This is a genomic window from Desulfovibrio simplex (assembly GCF_055387835.1).
The window spans coordinates 686,431-701,424 of the sequence record NZ_AP042377.1; the positions used below are offsets into that span (position 1 = coordinate 686,431).

Here is a 14,994-nt window from a genome sequence, read left to right on the forward strand (position 1 = left end):
TGCGGACCGTGCGGCCTGAGCCTGTAATCCTTGGTGCACGCCACCTTATGCGCGAGCAGAAGTTCAGAATACAGGGTATTTACGCCCGTCAGGCATGCGAAGTCATTCACCGTCTGAGGGCAGCATTATGCGGCCCCCTGGGGGGAAGAAGAAAAAGGGGAGAAAAGGTAGCAGACTGGTAGCTGCAGCAAAAAAGACGTACCTTCATTGGGTGAAAATGGGCCAGAAAGCTCACATGGTGCAGATTTGGTGTAATTTGGTGCAAAAAAGGCATGAAAAAAGGGCTTACGGTGTACGTAAGCCCTTGTTTTCTTCTGGCTCCCCGAGACGGACTTGAACCGCCAACCTAGTGATTAACAGTCACCCGCTCTGCCGATTGAGCTATCGGGGATCGTTCAGGCAAGGAAGTGTTTACGGAAAATACGGGGTAAGGTCAAGCAAAAAATGCAAAAAATTTTGATCAGGCTGAAATCAGGCGCGTCAGTTTTTTTTCATAGCGCTCGGCTTCGCTATAAATACAGCCACAATATGGCTGGCGGTACAGCTCCATCGTCTTTGATCTGTCGATGCCTTCCTGCCAGTCTTCACGAAAATCCCTGTATACGAAGCAGGGGCCCGCGCCGTCTGAGCTGGACAGGCGTTCTCCAGTCTGTCTGATGACATCGTGGGGTTGATAGCGTGAATACAGAAGGCTGCTGCTCACAAAGGCGAAGTCAAGCTGTCTGGCGGCGGCAAAGGCTGCCTCAATGCGACTTGAACAGCAGTATGCGCAGCGTTGGGGTGCGACATCGCGGTCCGCGACGGCACGCAACCATGCGGTGATGTTCCAGCCGGCGTCATCATAAAGAATGGGAATGCCCAGCCGTTCGGCGCATTCGCCCGCAGCGTCCCTTCTGCGCAGATACTCGGAGAGCGGGTGTATGTTGGGGTTCATATACCAGGCTGTAACGGCAAACCCCTCATCCAGCAGCCGCGTGATCGGCATGACGGCGCAAGGGCCGCAACAGACGTGCAACAGCAGGCTGCGCCCATTGGACGCAGCGGCGGGGGAAGATTGCGGGCCGGAGGAGTCGGCAGCCACTGGCGTTGCGGATATGGCTGCGGCGGCCTCCGGGAAGCCGGACTTCCCGGAGGCCGAGCCTTGTCCGCCCTTTATGGACGAACGGATATTTCCAGACATTTGCTGTAGCTTTGTTCCATTTCACGCAGACTGTCGCGCTTGTGGTTGAGCAGATACAGAGCCAGTTCGGGCGAGGCGCTATAGACGCATTTTTCTTTGTTTTCAGCGCGCAGCATGCGGTGCATTTCCCGAAGGGCCTGGAGGGCCTGCCACTCGATGTTGCGGCGCTGACCCGTGCCCCCGCAGGCGGGACAGGGTTCCATAGTGATGGCCAGGGCTGATGAACCGGTGCGCTGACGCACGAGTTCAAGAAGGCCAAAGGAACTCATGCGGCCCACATCGTGGCGCGCCCGGTCATTTTTCATGATGGTGCGCAGGGTTTTTTCCACTTCAATGACGTGCTTTTTGTCGCGCATTTCAATGAAGTCGATAACCACCTGTCCGCCGATGTCGCGCAGCTTGAGGTGGCGGGCAATGGCCTCGGCGGCTTCCATATTGGTTTTATGGGCCATGGCCTCAAAGTTGCCCTTGCCGGATATTTTGCCAGAGTTGATATCAATGGCCATGAGGGCTTCGGTCTGGTCAAAGACCAGCCGTCCGCCCGAGGGCAGCAGCACTTCACGGGTATAAATCTGGTCAAGCTGGCGGCGCAGGTTGAACCGTTCCCACATGGAGGTGCGCACATCATTGTGCAGGCGCACAAGATCACTCTTGCGGGGGAAGAGCAGGTTGACGGTTTCGCGGATGCTCTGGGCCACATCCTCGTTGTCCACCCATATTTCGCCCACGTCTTCCGTCAGATAGTCACGCACAGCGCGTTCCGACAGGCCGGGCTCCTGATAGATAAGGGCAGGGGCCGTGACCTCGGTGGCTTTTTTGCGGATGTCGCGCCAGACGCGTTTCAGGTATTGCAGGTCTGTCTTGAGGGTCGTCTTGGTGGTTCCCGCACTGACCGTTCGCACGATGACGCCCAGCCCCTGACCGGGGTCAATGCCGTTCATCATTTCGCGCAGGCGGCTCCGTTCCTCATCGTCGTCCACCTTGCGCGAAACGCCGATCTGCTCCTGTCCGGGAGTGAGCACAAGAAAACGTCCGGCCAGGGAGAGCCACGTGGTCAAAAACGCGCCCTTGCTGCCCGTAGGTTCCTTCACGACCTGAACAAGCACTTCCTGTCCGGCCTTGAGCACTTTCTGGATTGGCGGAAATTTTTTGCCCTTGACCGGTTCATGATGGGTCAGCCAGTACTCGGGGTGAATTTCGTCAATCTGCAGGAAGCCGTTTTTGCCTGCGCCGTAGCTCACGAAAGCGGCCTGAAGATTGGTGTCGATGTTGTGGATGACGCCCTTGTAGATATTGCCCTTGATTTTGCGCTGATGCAGCATGTCCAGGTAATACTCAAGCAACTGGCCGTCTTCGGTCAGGGCCACCTCAACCTGCTCGCCTGGCAGAACGCTGATGAACATGCGGCGTCTGCCGGAGCTCGCTTCGGCTTTTGCCTTTCCTTTGGACGTCGGCGTTGCCGGAGCAGATTTCTGGTTGCTGGCAGCCTTGGCCGGTTCGGGGGTCTCCTTGCTCGGGCTGGCGGCAGGCGCGGCGGCGCCGGGCTGATCCGCCTCGGCAACGGGTTGGCTCTGGCCGTTCTGCGGCGCGCCATTCTTTACCTCGTCGGCAGCGACCCCATTGCTCGTCTGCATCTCGCCATTATCGCCATTCTGCTCTTTTTTGCGGTTGCGACCACGCCCCCCGCGTCGTCCACGCCTGTTTTTGCGGCGCGGCGCATCGCCGGAGCCTTCAGCGCGTCCTTCGGCATCCTGGGTGTCGGTTGCCGCCTCCAGCGCCAAGGTTTCAGAAGCAGTAATGGCAAGAGATTCGCGGCTGGCGATGGCCAGCTTTTCACCGGAAGCCAGTGCCAGCACTTCAGTGGATGCGATCGCCGCAGTGACGGAAACGGTGGCGTCCTTGACCTCGGCAGCGGGTTTGGCCGCCTGCGCGGTTTGTGCCTGGGGCTGGCCGGCTTCGGTTTTGGCCGGGGCAGGTTTGGCCTGGGCGGCATCGGCGGAGGACGGAAGATTTTTCTTTTCAGGCTGCGCGGCGGCCTTTTCGGCAGGCCTCTGGACCGACGTTTTTTTGCGGGGCGCGGCTGCGCGCGCTCTGCCGGAAGGACGGGATCCGGCCGTGGAAGCCGGTTTTGCGCCAGTTTTGGCGTCAGTTCCGGCATCGGGTGCCGCAGCCTTCTCTGGTGCAGCGTCAGCAGGCTTTCCTGCGGCGCTTGTGGCGGCATCCGGCTTGGCGGTCGTGCTTTTGCCAGCATGAGCCCGGGCCGTAGCTTTGGCTGTTCCGGTTTTTACCGCCCTGCTTTTAACAGAGCTTTTTTCGTTGGCAGACACGTCCTCAGCAGTGGCTGCCATCGTAGCGGTTTTGCCCTCTGCTTTGGCGGCGGTCACGCCGTCCTTGCCAGTATTGGAGGTTGCCTGCCTGCTTCTGGCAGTTCTGGGTTTTGCGGCGGGCTTTTTGTCACCGCGGGCAGTGGAGGGGGCGGCGGCAGCACTGGCGGCTGGCGCTTTTTCCACGCGTTTTTCTTTTTCCGCAGGCGTCCGCGCCGCGGGCGCGGCAGGCCGGGCGGTTTTTTCAGATGCGGCCTTTACCGCAGACGCAGTGCCAGATGCCGCAGGCGCGTTGTCTGACTTGCCAGCCTTGACGGCATCTGCCGTGCCGGAGCTCTTTTTGTCGGAGGCGGATTTGCCCGTCGTGTTTCTGGCGGTCTTGGGCCTGGCGGATTTTGTTGCGGAATCCGCGCTGGCGGACGAAGAGGAAGCCTTGGGAGAAGTCTTGGAAGCGGGGGAAGGAGGCGCTGTTTTTTCTGCCTTTTTAGCCGCTGTTTCAGAGACAGTGGCCGTCTTTCCGCGGGCAGAGGCGCGGGTCTTGGGTTTGGAAGGCTTCGGGCTCGGTTCGCCTGAATTTTGGGTCTCTGTCACTGGTGTTTCTTGGTCTTTGGTCATGAAAATCCTTTGGCTGCGGGGGCGGGTTCACCACCGCGAAAAATTTCAGCAGCATGCCGGAATCCCAGGAGGAATTTTCCGCAGCAGCACCGTGTGGCGCGCTTTTGCGGCAGGCATACTAGTCTGCTTGTTGGAGAGTACGTTTTTTTGAAAAATATGCAAGCGTTCCTGTGCCGTGAAGAAGATTGATGCGTGTATACCGCTGGTTGGGGTATTTTGTTGTGAAAGCGCCCTGATGACCATCCGGGCAGGCTTGCCGCAAAGGCACAGCCTGCGCCGGTGCCCGCAGAGCTTGCCTGAACTGTTTTGGAGGACCACCCGGCGGGTGAGGCAAGGCAGCGGCGCACAGTGCGGAAGACAGCGCGCAGCTTTACGCGCTGACAAGCGGTTGCGTGGAGCGCCGTAAAGCTTTTGGCAACATACACGGTCCATGCTGATATCGCAACCAGGTATCCTTACTGTTGCAGCCTGAAAAAAGCCCTTGGCCCGATCACGGCATCAGCCAGCGTGCGCAAAATCCTTCTATGAGTGGGAGGGGCGCTTTCAAGCGTCACCGCGTACACCCCCTCCCACCCTTTAAATCTTGTCCATACATGAACGCCAGACAAAAAATGACGCTAACGTGCCCGGTATGGCAAAGAATGGCCGTCCCTGCGGTTGGCCGCTCCCCTTATGACAACCATACACTATCCGGCATGCGGCTCTTCCAGGCTTTCGTGGGAATTGCTTGTCACGCGGGATTCCCTGGTGTTTTCACCCGCGAACACAAGCCAGTGGAACAGGCCCACGAGCACGCCGCCGCCAAGGATGTTGCCCAGTGTTACCGGGATGAGGTTTTTCAGTACAAAGTTTTCCCAGGTGAGCAGCGAGAGGGTGTGGACTGGGTCAGTCAGCTTGGCCGCCACTTCGGGAGGCATCATGCCGCTGCACAGTATGCCGATGGGAATCATGAACATGTTGGCGATGCTGTGTTCGAATCCGCAGGCAATGAACAGGCCCACAGGAAAAAGGCAGGCTGCCATCTTGTCGAAAAGCGAGCGGCCGGAATACCCCATCCACACGCCAAGGCAGACCATAAGGTTGCACATGACGCCCAAAAACAGGGCTTCAATAAAGGTGTGGGTCAGTTTGTATTCAGTTGTCTTGATATAATAAAGGGCAATGCCGCCGCCGTCATTCCAGGGGTGCCCGCTAAGAAGGATGAGGGCCACCAGCGCGATGGCGCCGACGAAATTTCCGGCATAAACAATGCCCCAGTTTGCGAGCATCTGCCTCCAGCTGATCTTGCTGCTTGCGCGGGGCACAAGCGTCATGGTGGTCGAGGTGAACAGGTCGCCGCCCAGCACCACGACAAGCATGAGGCCAAGGCTGAACACAAGCCCGCCTACGATCTTGCCTGCCCCTGTCACATTCGCCACAGCGCAGTAAACAAAGCCCAGCCCTATAAACAGACCCGCCATCACGGACAGCAAAAATGCCTGGCGGGGTGGCCTTGTAGCCTTGATTATCATGGTTTCCACAACCTTGCCGTACATCTGGCGAGGATTCAGCGCTTCAAAAGACGCTCCGGTCATGAACACTCTCCTTGAGGAGGAATCAGGGTGGATGGACTCTGAGCAGTGCTGCGCAGGCAGAACCTGAGACAAAAAGTCCGCCACCATAAACCAGTCATGAAAAAATATCCATAAGGACTGTTGCTACTGTATATAGAATGATGAAATGTGTTTTTTTACGCAGTTCTGGATGGTTGTTGCGCGTCTGAACGGGTTTTGCGTATAACTATATTGTAGTTGTCATGTATTGTTATATCTGTAGAAAATGTATATTTTTTTTATTTGCAATGAAATTTATTGCAAACTGTATATATTGTTTTATGTATATATTTAACATGGTTATATTGTATTATTAAATATATTCGCATGTAAGGGGTTGTTGGAAAAAATTATCTCTGAATTTCATCTGTTTACAGGAATGAATTTGTCGTGTGTTTGTGAGCAATCCGAAAAATATTTTTTGCTGTTGCAGGGCAGAGACGTGCCAAATGGTTAAATGCATATGGCTCTGTCTCACACTGTACCAATATTGCGATATTCGCTACGCAGCGGCTGAATTTGCGTATTGTCATTGCGTATTGCATACGTGCGGTTCCCGGCTGTACAGGCGAGAGCAGAGCAGCAAATCATGAAATGAAAGGAGGAGTACGCGGCAGCCACAGGTGCTTCTGTAGCGCGGAAGATTTCCATACATTCCAGTGGCAGGATGCGCATCAAGGGCAAAAGCGTCCCGCGCGTATAAGGTGGTTGCAGCAACAGCAAGGCCCCGACATCCGTCGGGGCCTTGTCAGTAAAAAATTCCAGATGCCCAGTGGCGCCACGGCCACGCGGATTACTGGTCCACCCGGATATCCAGCGAGAGTTTGTCCTTGGACAGGACATAACGGACGTTGGCCGGCTTGCCGGAAAGGTCAATGACAACTCTGGTCTTGCCGTCCATTTTACCCAGCCGCACATTGGTAACCACGGGGTTTTTGGGCACGCCCGGCGCTTTGACCTGCCACTTGCCGTCCAGATCAAGCACAAGCCTTTCAGGACTGTTGAGGGTCATGTTCTTGTAGTTGAGGGGCGCCGTACCCACGAGGCGGATGGTTGCTCCCTTGTCGCGGGCAAAAACCACAAAACGTGTGATTTCCAGTTTTTGAGGCGCGGCCTTTGCGGCCTTTTCCGTATTGCCGGAAGCGGGTTTCTCCGCAGGGGCGGCTTTTTCCGGCGTTTTGGCTTTTTCCGGAGCGGTGGATGCGCCGGGCGCAGCAGGAGCTACGGTGCTGGCCGTTTCGGGCTTGGCGGCGTCGGGTGCCTTTTCAGGCGCGGCGGAAAGATCGGGTTTGTGCTTCACCGGCTCAGGCAGCGGCGGGTGCACGGGAACGGCTTCAGCCGTGCGCGGACCTTTGTCGCCCAGGTGGGGCGCGGTGTCGACCGGGGCCGAAGCATGCCCGGACTCTACTGGCAGGGGCGGAAGATATGGTTGTGCGCCTCCGCTGGTTCTGGGGGGCTGCGCGACATCGCCGAGCGACGGCAATGCCGCCTCCGGCCCTGTCTGACGGTCGACGCCGGGATCTGCGGCCTGCTGACTCATGTTCGCCTGAGCACTGGGGGTCTGCTCCGGCTTGCGCATCTTTTCGTTGAGCATAATGAGGGCCATGCCCAGCACGCAGACTGCCAGAAGAAGACTTAAAATCACTTTATTCATGCCAAAAGGCTCCTGCCGAAACGAGGTTGTCCTGAATATGTTCAGCTGTCACCGGAGGCGGATTGTCCCCGTTTTTGCAGCATCTCTTTGCGAATATGCACCAGCATCCGAAAGTACAAAGGTTCTTCGCCATCCATATTCATGGCTGTTCGTACATGGGCTGCGGCTTCATCAAATTGTCCCAGCAAACAGAGAATGCGGGCCAGGTTGAAGTGTGCATGGTCATCGTCCGGGGCCAGATCCACCACTCTGCGGCTGAACAAAAGAGCCAGCGCGAGTTGCGAATTCTGGCGCAGACTGACGCCGAAATCTCTGAACATGTGCTTGTGCGCGGTGCAGATGTCTTCAGTTGTTTGCGCAAGCTGTTCCAGGGCGCTCAGCGCGGCCTTGCGTTCGCGCGGACGCCGGAGGCGCAGCAAGGTCTGACGAAAGGTTTCGCGCAGGCGCGTCTCTGTCATCTTGGCCTTGCGCATGGCCTCCAGATCCATAGGACGGCTCATGGGCGTCGGGCTTACGCCCGGCTGGAGCAGACGCACTGGCGTGTCCGTTGCAGTCGTCAAAAGGTCTTTTTCCACAGGTTGCAGGCGCAACTGGGGAGTCCGCGCCGGAGCGGCGGCGGTTTCTTTTTTCGACGCGGCGGGTTTACGCTTCAGACCTTCTGGCTCATCGGCGGCCACGGGGTGCAGCGACTCTGGAGAAGGCTTGCGCGCCTGCTGAGGCCGTTGCGCGCCAGGCGTTGCGGCTGAAGCGCCAGCCTGGCCCGCCGCGCCAGCGGGAGCCGCAAATGGCGTGGCGCTTTGTCGCACGCTGGCAGCAATGCTTTCAGACTCGTTGGCAAAAAGTTGCGAATCGCGTGATTGAGGCGCAGCCTGCGGGGCGGGCTTGGTTCCGCCTTGCGCGCGGCCTTTCTGGGCAGTTGATGCACCGTCAGTCGCGCCGCCTGCGGTGCCTCCAGAAGCGCCGTCCGGCGTGATGGCGCCAGGGGCGGCAGTCGCGGCCGGAGTTTTCGGGAGGGGGCTGGCTTCGCCAGACGGCTCAGAGGCTGCCGCGCCCGCCTGTCCGGTCTGCTGTGCGGAATCGGAACCGCCAGCGGACTTTTCTTTGGCTTCAAGATGTGAAAGATCCGGGGTCATGACGGGCATTGCCAGAATTTCTGGCTCTGCCCTGAAGTTTTTGGCAAATGAACTGGCGCTGATTCTTTCTGGTTCGGCTAACGGCTGGAACGCTTTGTTGAGTTCCTGCACCGCAAAGGCTCCGTCAGGAAGCTCCCAGACGAAGTAGTGGTTCTTGCGGTTATTTCCCGTCCAGTCGGTGGAAAAAGAGTACACGCCTGAAAATTTTGAGCGACGCATGGCAGAAATGTACATTATTTACGCCGAATGGCAAGAATGCCTTCCAGCCTTTACCTTGCCGGGGGTTTGCGTTACTGTGGCCGTATGCACGAAATGGCAATTGCACAAAGTCTGCTGAAGATGTCGGAAGAGGAAATCTCCCGGCAGGGTTGCACACGTATTGAGGCCGTGAACGTCAAGTACGGGGCCCTCGCTGGTATTGTGCCCGAGTCGCTTCAGTTCTGTTTTGAGACTATGATTCAGGGCACGCCTCATGAAGGCGCGCGCCTTGAACTTGAAGAACTTCCCCTGCAACTGCACTGCCCCTTCTGCGGCGCGGATTTTGGCGGCGAGGGGCAGGACGCCCTTGTGCAGCCTTGCCCGGGGTGCGGCGAGCAGTTCGGCCATGTGGTCAAGCAGGGCAGGGAACTGTACTTGAACCGTCTTGAGGCCAGTTAGAGCATTTTACCTTTGAAAAAAAGTACATGTTCCAGCGCTGCACGAGAGTGCAGCGCGCCGCAATGTGGCGTGGATGCAGCCGCAAATCGCATTTTTCGGCAGAATGACAAATTGAAATGTAAGCATTTCATAGGCAATCTGGCCTGGTCAGGTTGGCCCATTGGCATTCGTCAACGCCAGCCAGTTCGCGGCCAGCAACGGCGGCAGGCCACAACGCGGGTTTTTGTTCCGGCTGCGGGCGCTGCTTTGCTGTCGGACTTTTTTTCGTTTTTTTCTTGATAGAGCCCGTTCACGTTGAAATTGCCCGGGCGGCAGTGTGAGCAGGCGCTCGCCGAGAAGGCGCGTGCGGTCTGCCCGTGCTGGCCAACTCTGCCCTGGTGTTCCCATATCGCTCCATACTTCAGACCAAGGACTCCGCGAGGAGTCTGTTTAGGAGACAGGCATGCAAATTCCCGTGGTTCGCAATGTACTGGAAGCCAATGAAAAAATGGCGGCCCATGTGCGCAAGCGTTTGTCTGACAGTGGGATTCTGACGCTGAATCTCATCAGTTCGCCAGGGGCAGGCAAGACGACGCTGCTCGAACGCACGCTGACCGACCTGGCGGGAGAGTTTCGCATGGCCGTGGTCGAAGGCGACCTGCAAACGGATAACGACGCCCGCCGTGTGGCCGCCACAGGCGCTCAGGCTGTGCAGATCAATACGGACGGCGGCTGTCACCTCGACAGCAACATGATTCTGACCGCTCTGGACAGCCTTGATCTGACAGGCGTGGACATTCTTTTTATCGAAAACGTGGGCAACCTCGTGTGCCCGGTGGAGTTCGACTGCGGCGAAGACGCCAAGGTCGCCCTGCTGAGCGTGGCCGAGGGCGACGACAAGCCCGAAAAGTATCCCCTTCTTTTCAATCTGGCGCGCGCCCTTGTGCTCAACAAGGTTGATCTTTTGCCCTATGTGGACTTTGACATGACGCGGGCCCGCAACTTTGCCACCAAGCTGAACAAAGACCTGGATATTTTTGAAGTTTCCTGCCGCCAGGGACAGGGGCTTCAGCAGTGGTACGACTGGCTTCGCGACAAGCGTGCGGCCAAAAAGGAAGGGCGGCCTGTTTAGGGCAGGCCAGGCTCACTTTGAAATGCTTTGTGGGGGAGGGACCCTTTTGCAAAAGGGTCTCTCCCCCACGCCCCCACCCCCTAGAGCAGATTAACTTTGAAATGCTTCACATTTCAAAGTCTTCATTCAGCCGAAAATCGCATTTTCGGCTGCATCCACGCCACGTTGTGGCGCGCTGCACTTTCGTGCAGCGTTAGAGCATTTACAGGTTTTCAAAGTTAAAATGCTCTAAAACTCTTATTGTATTTTGGTATGGTACAAAATGTTTTTTGGTTTGAAGGGGGAGATTACATTTAATGACGCAGGCGCAGTAACGCGCCGGAGCGGGCGGCGCCGTAAGCGCTTAAAATGTATGCTCTCACAGGCAGTCAGCTTGAGATAAAAAACCCGGCCCGGATGTCATCCGGGCCGGGTTTTTGGGTGAGCATCTTTATTTTGAAATGCCTGGTGACCGATTGAAAGCCCGATGGCTGACGAGCGGCTGGCGGTAATCAACAGTGGGAGTAGCCGCCAGGGGGAGCCATGCGCGCTTGCTCTAAAAACTGGCCGTCCGTGGCATAACCGCGTAAAAACGCTTGGCGAAAACGCGGCGGCACGGCCGTGGCCGCCCCTTGCCGCAAAAGAGCCGGATCAGCGGCCGCCTTCGCTGGCCTGATACGCGGCCACATCCACCACAAGATTTTTTGAGCTGTGGCGCAGGGTCAGCGTAAACAGCTGCACATCGCTTTGCGGCTTGTCGGCGTCGGCCAGCTTGGGCAGCATGGACGCGGGGGCCAGCATGACTGTGGCTTCGCCCTGCCCGGCAGACATAAAGTAGTCCAGTACTTGCTGCAGAATTTCCTTGTGTCTGGCCGTATCTGTCTTGGGCATTTCAACAAAGTCCATATCCAGGCCGGGCAGTTCGGCCTGCCACGGGGCGTAGCCCTGAGCATACAGGGTTGTCAGCAGTTTGTTCAGCGTTGCGGCGTCCAGCTTGCGGCGCAGTTCCATATGTTCAAGGCGGTCGGGCCCGCTTGTGCGGACTATGCCGGGCTTGCCGTTTTCGACCTGGCCCGGCAGCAGGCGCGCCGCCCACACCATGCCCGCGAAACCAAGGCTGGTGAGCACGGCGTCATTGTCGTCGTGCGGGGGGCTTTGGTCCAGCAGGGCGCACACGTCCTTCATGCGCATGCCGGGGCGGAACTGGTCCAGAGCGCAGACCGGCCCGCTGTTTTCATCCGGCAACAGGCTGCGCATGCGGGCGCGGAACTGGAGGCTCTCGCCCTTGCCCGTGGCCACGGTCAGGGTGTCGGGCTGCGGGCCGAAGGTCAGGCTTCTTGCCTGCCCCAGGGGAACGCGGCTGAACGTCCACAGGGCCAGCCCCGTGTCAAGGCGCAACTCGACCATGCCGCCGGGGTTTTCAATTTCTTCGCTGCCGCCGGGGGGCATGTCCAGACGCATGAATTGCGTGACCTTGCCTCTTTGCAGGTGAATATTGAGCAAATCTTCGCCTGTCCCGTTGACGATGGACAGGTTTTGCGGCGTTGCCGCCATGGGGGCGGCCTTCCACAAAAAGAGCATGAGGCAGGCGAGAATCAGAGACAGATTGTACCGTGAGCTATTGCTGATGGTCATGAGCGTACTCCCAATGTCTTTGTAAGACACGGAATATATACCAGAGCGCAGGGCGTGCCCGCAAGTCGGGACGCGAGCGCGTTGCCGGCGCCCTTTACGCTTGAAGCCGCGCCTGTTATGTTACGGCAGGTTTGAAGACTCGTATGAAAAAGATAAAGAATTCATCAGACTAAAAGGAAAACTCATGCCTCCAGCGTCACGTAACTCTCCGTCAGACCAGCAAGATTCACCTAAAAGCCTGTGTCTGCGGCCTTCTTCACTGCTGGCGGCCTGTTTTCTCGTTGTGGCGGCCATAGCGCTCGCCTATGTGGGCGGCGTCATGAGCGGCAGAGCGTACTGGCGGGGGCATCCGGCGCAGGCCGGTGTAGCCGGTGGCGCGCTGAAAAAGGGTGTTGTCGTGGAACCGGCGGAAGAGGCCGCTCCCAAGCAAAAAATCCTTGCCGCCGAAGAGCTGCGTTTCGCCCGCGTGCTGCGTGGCGAAAGCCTGCCGCCAGGCATGACTGACGTGCCTCAGGCGCGCACTCCTGCCGCCGCAGCCACTCAGGCTGCCGGGCAGGCCCCGGCGGGGCAGGCGGCCGCGCAGCGTCAGCAGGCTGGCGCGCCCGCAAACACGCCCGCAGGCGCGCCCGCAAACACGCCCGCAGGCGCATCCGCATCAGCCGCACAGGCGGGGCAAGCGGCACAGCCTGTCCCGGAAAATCACCCCGTGGTGCTGAACAGCCTGCAGCCCGTGGGTAATATGTTTGATTACGTGTTTCAGGTTGGAGCCTTTAAGGATGAAGAGAGCGTTGACAGCCTGCGCCAGCGCCTTGAGGGGCGCGGACTGAGAACGCGCTTGCAGCGGTCGGGCAAGCTGCTGGTTATCTTGGTACTTTTGAGAGGGAATGAAGGCAGAGCGGCGGAAGTGGTGCATGCCTGCGAGAGCTTGAATCTTGGCAAGCCCATCTTGCGCAGCAAGACTCCGGTAAAACAATAGTTTATCCATAAAGTTCAGGGAGTTTGAGGAGGATTTCAGGATTGTTGGTAAATAGTAATAATTATTATTTACATCAGGGCCTTTTCATGCCATCGTCTGGGCAGGGCAGGCAGTAGCGCCCCTTGGCCCGCACAGACAAACCAAGGAGAAGACCACAATGCCGAACGATCAAAACAAACTCACCAACAATGCCGGTGCGCCGGTGGCCGACAACAACAGGGTTCTCACCGCCGGGCCGCGTGGTCCCATGCTTTTGCAGGATGTATGGTTTCTTGAAAAGCTGGCCCATTTCGACCGCGAGGTCATCCCGGAAAGGCGCATGCACGCCAAAGGATCGGGAGCCTACGGCACGTTTACAGTCACTCACGACATAACGCGTTTTACCAAAGCTTCGCTCTTTTCTCAGGTAGGCAAAAAAACTGATCTCTTTGTTCGCTTCTCCACCGTGGCTGGCGAACGCGGCGCGGCCGACGCCGAACGCGATATTCGCGGCTTTGCCGTCAAATTCTATACTGATGAAGGCAACTTTGACCTTGTAGGCAACAATACTCCTGTCTTTTTCCTGCGTGATCCCCTCAAATTTCCCGACCTCAACCATGTGGTGAAGCGCAATCCGCACACCAACATGCACAGCGCCCAAGATAACTGGGATTTCTGGTCTCTCCTGCCCGAAGCCCTGCATCAGGTCACCGTGGTCATGAGCGACCGCGGCATCCCCGCTTCTTACCGGCACATGCACGGCTTCAGCAGCCACACCATGAGCTTTATCAATGCCAAGAACGAGCGCTACTGGGTCAAGTTCCACTTCAAAACCCAGCAGGGCATCAAAAACCTTACCGACGCCGAAGCCCAGGAACTTATCGGACGTGACCGCGACAGCCATCAGCGCGACCTGTTCGAGCATATCGAAAAAGGCGATTTCCCGCGCTGGACGCTCTTTGTGCAGGTCATGCCCGAGCTTGACGCCGAAAAGCTGCCCTACCATCCCTTTGACCTCACCAAGGTCTGGTACCACAAGGATGTGCCCATGTACGAAGTGGGCGTGATGGAACTGAACCGCAATCCCGACAACTACTTCGCCGAAGTGGAACAGGCAGCCTTCAACCCTGCCAACATAGTGCCCGGCATAGGTTTTTCGCCGGACAAGATGCTTCAGGGGCGGCTCTTCTCCTACGGGGATGCGCAGCGCTACCGTCTGGGCGTGAACCATCATCTCATTCCGGTCAACAAGGCCCGCTGCCCCTTCCACAGCTACCACCGCGACGGCCAGATGCGGGTAGACGGCAACTATGGCGGCCACACCAATTATGAACCCAACAGTTACGGCGCGTGGCAGGAGCAGCCGAACGCGGCCGAACCGCCGCTCAAGATCAACGGCGATGCCGATCACTGGTCGTATCCCTGCGATGACGCCGATTATTACGAACAGCCCGGCAAACTCTTCCGCCTTATGACGCCCGAACAGCAGGAAGCCCTTTTCGGCAATACTGCCCGTCAGTTGGGCGATGCGCCCATGATGATCAAGCTGCGGCACATCCGTAACTGCGCCAAGGCCGACCCGGCGTATGGAGCGGGTGTTGCCCGCGCCTGCGGCATCGATCCTTCTGAAATATGATAACTGAGGGCCAAGCGCCCTCTGCCAGCCCTTCAGCTTCACAGGTTCTGTACCACGCCCCAATTCCGCCCCCGGCAGCAATGCCGGGGGCGGTGCGTTATTGCGCGGAACGCCATCTGCCATTTGCCCGCGGACCTGCGATTCTGTCAGTGCCTTTATAAAGCAGATAACTCCTGAGGTGTGTGATGCGCGGAAGACGCCGTCTCTCGCCCCCCTCTCTCATATCAGAAAATGCATTGCAATATAATGAAATACGATAAGAATTTTAGGGGGTGGGGGTGTGGGGGAGGCGACCCTTTTGCAAAAGGGTCCCTCCCCCACAAGGCATTTCAACGTGCCATTGCTCCAGAATGTCGTGGCCTTATGCCGTCGTTTACGCGCATGGCTGTGGACAAGGCGCGCGGCACTGGGTATGTTTTGTACAGGTCGCTTTACGTGGTATATGGCGGCCGGTCATAGAGCAGACTAACTTTGAAATGCTTCACATTTCAAAGTGTTCATTCAGCCGAAAATCGCATTTTTC

General features: G+C 57.7%; 11 protein-coding genes and 1 tRNA gene. 5 read left to right on the forward strand and 7 right to left on the reverse strand.

Features of this window, described 5'->3' with window-relative positions; translation table 11 throughout:
* Nucleotides 1-315 precede the first annotated feature (315 nt).
* The 3 genes from ACZ5DH_RS02780 to ACZ5DH_RS02790 all read right to left on the reverse strand — a co-directional run bounded on the left by ACZ5DH_RS02780 (nucleotide 316) and on the right by ACZ5DH_RS02790 (nucleotide 3,690).
* Nucleotides 316-391, reverse strand: a tRNA-Asn gene (locus ACZ5DH_RS02780).
* 69 nt (nucleotides 392-460) lie between these two features.
* A complete protein-coding gene (locus ACZ5DH_RS02785) occupies nucleotides 461-1,180 on the reverse strand; it encodes an epoxyqueuosine reductase QueH (RefSeq protein WP_464255635.1) in 720 nt (239 codons plus the stop codon).
* Nucleotides 1,153-3,690 (reverse strand): Rne/Rng family ribonuclease, encoded by a 2,538-nt coding sequence (locus tag ACZ5DH_RS02790; protein WP_464255636.1) that lies wholly within the window; start codon nucleotides 3,688-3,690, stop codon nucleotides 1,153-1,155. Before ACZ5DH_RS02790 ends, ACZ5DH_RS02785 begins: the two co-directional genes overlap by 28 nt.
* A 154-nt stretch (nucleotides 3,691-3,844) precedes the next feature.
* Between ACZ5DH_RS02790 and ACZ5DH_RS02795 the strand changes: the two genes are divergently transcribed.
* Nucleotides 3,845-4,270 carry a hypothetical protein gene (locus tag ACZ5DH_RS02795; RefSeq protein ID WP_464255637.1) on the forward strand — a complete coding sequence of 142 codons (426 nt, stop codon included), beginning with the start codon at nucleotides 3,845-3,847 and terminating at the stop codon, nucleotides 4,268-4,270.
* A gap of 535 nt (nucleotides 4,271-4,805) precedes the next feature.
* On the opposite strand, the gene focA is transcribed toward ACZ5DH_RS02795, so the two are convergent.
* The 3 genes from focA to ACZ5DH_RS02810 form a co-directional block, all read right to left on the reverse strand.
* Entirely contained in the window at nucleotides 4,806-5,693 is an 888-nt protein-coding gene (gene focA, locus ACZ5DH_RS02800) for a formate transporter FocA (protein ID WP_464255638.1), read from the reverse strand.
* Between the two features lie 811 nt (nucleotides 5,694-6,504).
* Nucleotides 6,505-7,365, reverse strand: a complete 861-nt coding sequence (locus tag ACZ5DH_RS02805; RefSeq protein ID WP_464255639.1) for an AMIN domain-containing protein — start codon at nucleotides 7,363-7,365, stop codon at nucleotides 6,505-6,507.
* A 41-nt stretch (nucleotides 7,366-7,406) separates the two neighbouring features.
* Nucleotides 7,407-8,732: a tetratricopeptide repeat protein gene (locus ACZ5DH_RS02810; RefSeq protein WP_464255640.1), complete on the reverse strand. Its 1,326-nt coding sequence runs from the start codon at nucleotides 8,730-8,732 to the stop codon at nucleotides 7,407-7,409.
* Between the two features lie 69 nt (nucleotides 8,733-8,801).
* Here ACZ5DH_RS02810 and ACZ5DH_RS02815 point away from each other — a divergent pair, with 69 nt between their 5' ends.
* Entirely contained in the window at nucleotides 8,802-9,155 is a 354-nt protein-coding gene (locus ACZ5DH_RS02815) for a hydrogenase maturation nickel metallochaperone HypA/HybF (protein ID WP_464255641.1), read from the forward strand.
* Between the two features lie 442 nt (nucleotides 9,156-9,597).
* Entirely contained in the window at nucleotides 9,598-10,266 is a 669-nt protein-coding gene (gene hypB, locus ACZ5DH_RS02820; protein ID WP_464255642.1) for a hydrogenase nickel incorporation protein HypB, read from the forward strand.
* 630 nt (nucleotides 10,267-10,896) lie between these two features.
* On the opposite strand, the gene ACZ5DH_RS02825 is transcribed toward hypB, so the two are convergent.
* Nucleotides 10,897-11,880 (reverse strand): peptidoglycan glycosyltransferase, encoded by a 984-nt coding sequence (locus ACZ5DH_RS02825; protein ID WP_464255643.1) that lies wholly within the window; start codon nucleotides 11,878-11,880, stop codon nucleotides 10,897-10,899.
* A 184-nt stretch (nucleotides 11,881-12,064) separates the two neighbouring features.
* Here ACZ5DH_RS02825 and ACZ5DH_RS02830 point away from each other — a divergent pair, with 184 nt between their 5' ends.
* Together ACZ5DH_RS02830 and ACZ5DH_RS02835 are read left to right on the forward strand one after the other, a co-directional pair.
* Entirely contained in the window at nucleotides 12,065-12,856 is a 792-nt protein-coding gene (locus tag ACZ5DH_RS02830; protein ID WP_464255644.1) for an SPOR domain-containing protein, read from the forward strand.
* A gap of 157 nt (nucleotides 12,857-13,013) precedes the next feature.
* A complete protein-coding gene (locus ACZ5DH_RS02835) occupies nucleotides 13,014-14,471 on the forward strand; it encodes a catalase (RefSeq protein WP_464255645.1) in 1,458 nt (485 codons plus the stop codon).
* The last annotated feature ends 523 nt before the right edge of the window (nucleotides 14,472-14,994 follow it).

Excerpts from the sequence above, each read along its gene's own strand:
- hypB (WP_464255642.1), top strand. The coding sequence starts at position 9,598 with ATGCAAATTCCCGTGGTTCGCAATGTACTGGAAGCCAATGAAAAAATG.
- ACZ5DH_RS02810 (WP_464255640.1), bottom strand. The coding sequence starts at position 8,732 with ATGTACATTTCTGCCATGCGTCGCTCAAAATTTTCAGGCGTGTACTCT.
- ACZ5DH_RS02830 (WP_464255644.1), top strand. The coding sequence starts at position 12,065 with ATGCCTCCAGCGTCACGTAACTCTCCGTCAGACCAGCAAGATTCACCT.
- ACZ5DH_RS02815 (WP_464255641.1), top strand. The coding sequence starts at position 8,802 with ATGCACGAAATGGCAATTGCACAAAGTCTGCTGAAGATGTCGGAAGAG.
- ACZ5DH_RS02825 (WP_464255643.1), bottom strand. The coding sequence starts at position 11,880 with ATGACCATCAGCAATAGCTCACGGTACAATCTGTCTCTGATTCTCGCC.
- ACZ5DH_RS02835 (WP_464255645.1), top strand. The coding sequence starts at position 13,014 with ATGCCGAACGATCAAAACAAACTCACCAACAATGCCGGTGCGCCGGTG.
- focA (WP_464255638.1), bottom strand. The coding sequence starts at position 5,693 with ATGACCGGAGCGTCTTTTGAAGCGCTGAATCCTCGCCAGATGTACGGC.
- ACZ5DH_RS02785 (WP_464255635.1), bottom strand. The coding sequence starts at position 1,180 with ATGTCTGGAAATATCCGTTCGTCCATAAAGGGCGGACAAGGCTCGGCC.
- ACZ5DH_RS02805 (WP_464255639.1), bottom strand. The coding sequence starts at position 7,365 with ATGAATAAAGTGATTTTAAGTCTTCTTCTGGCAGTCTGCGTGCTGGGC.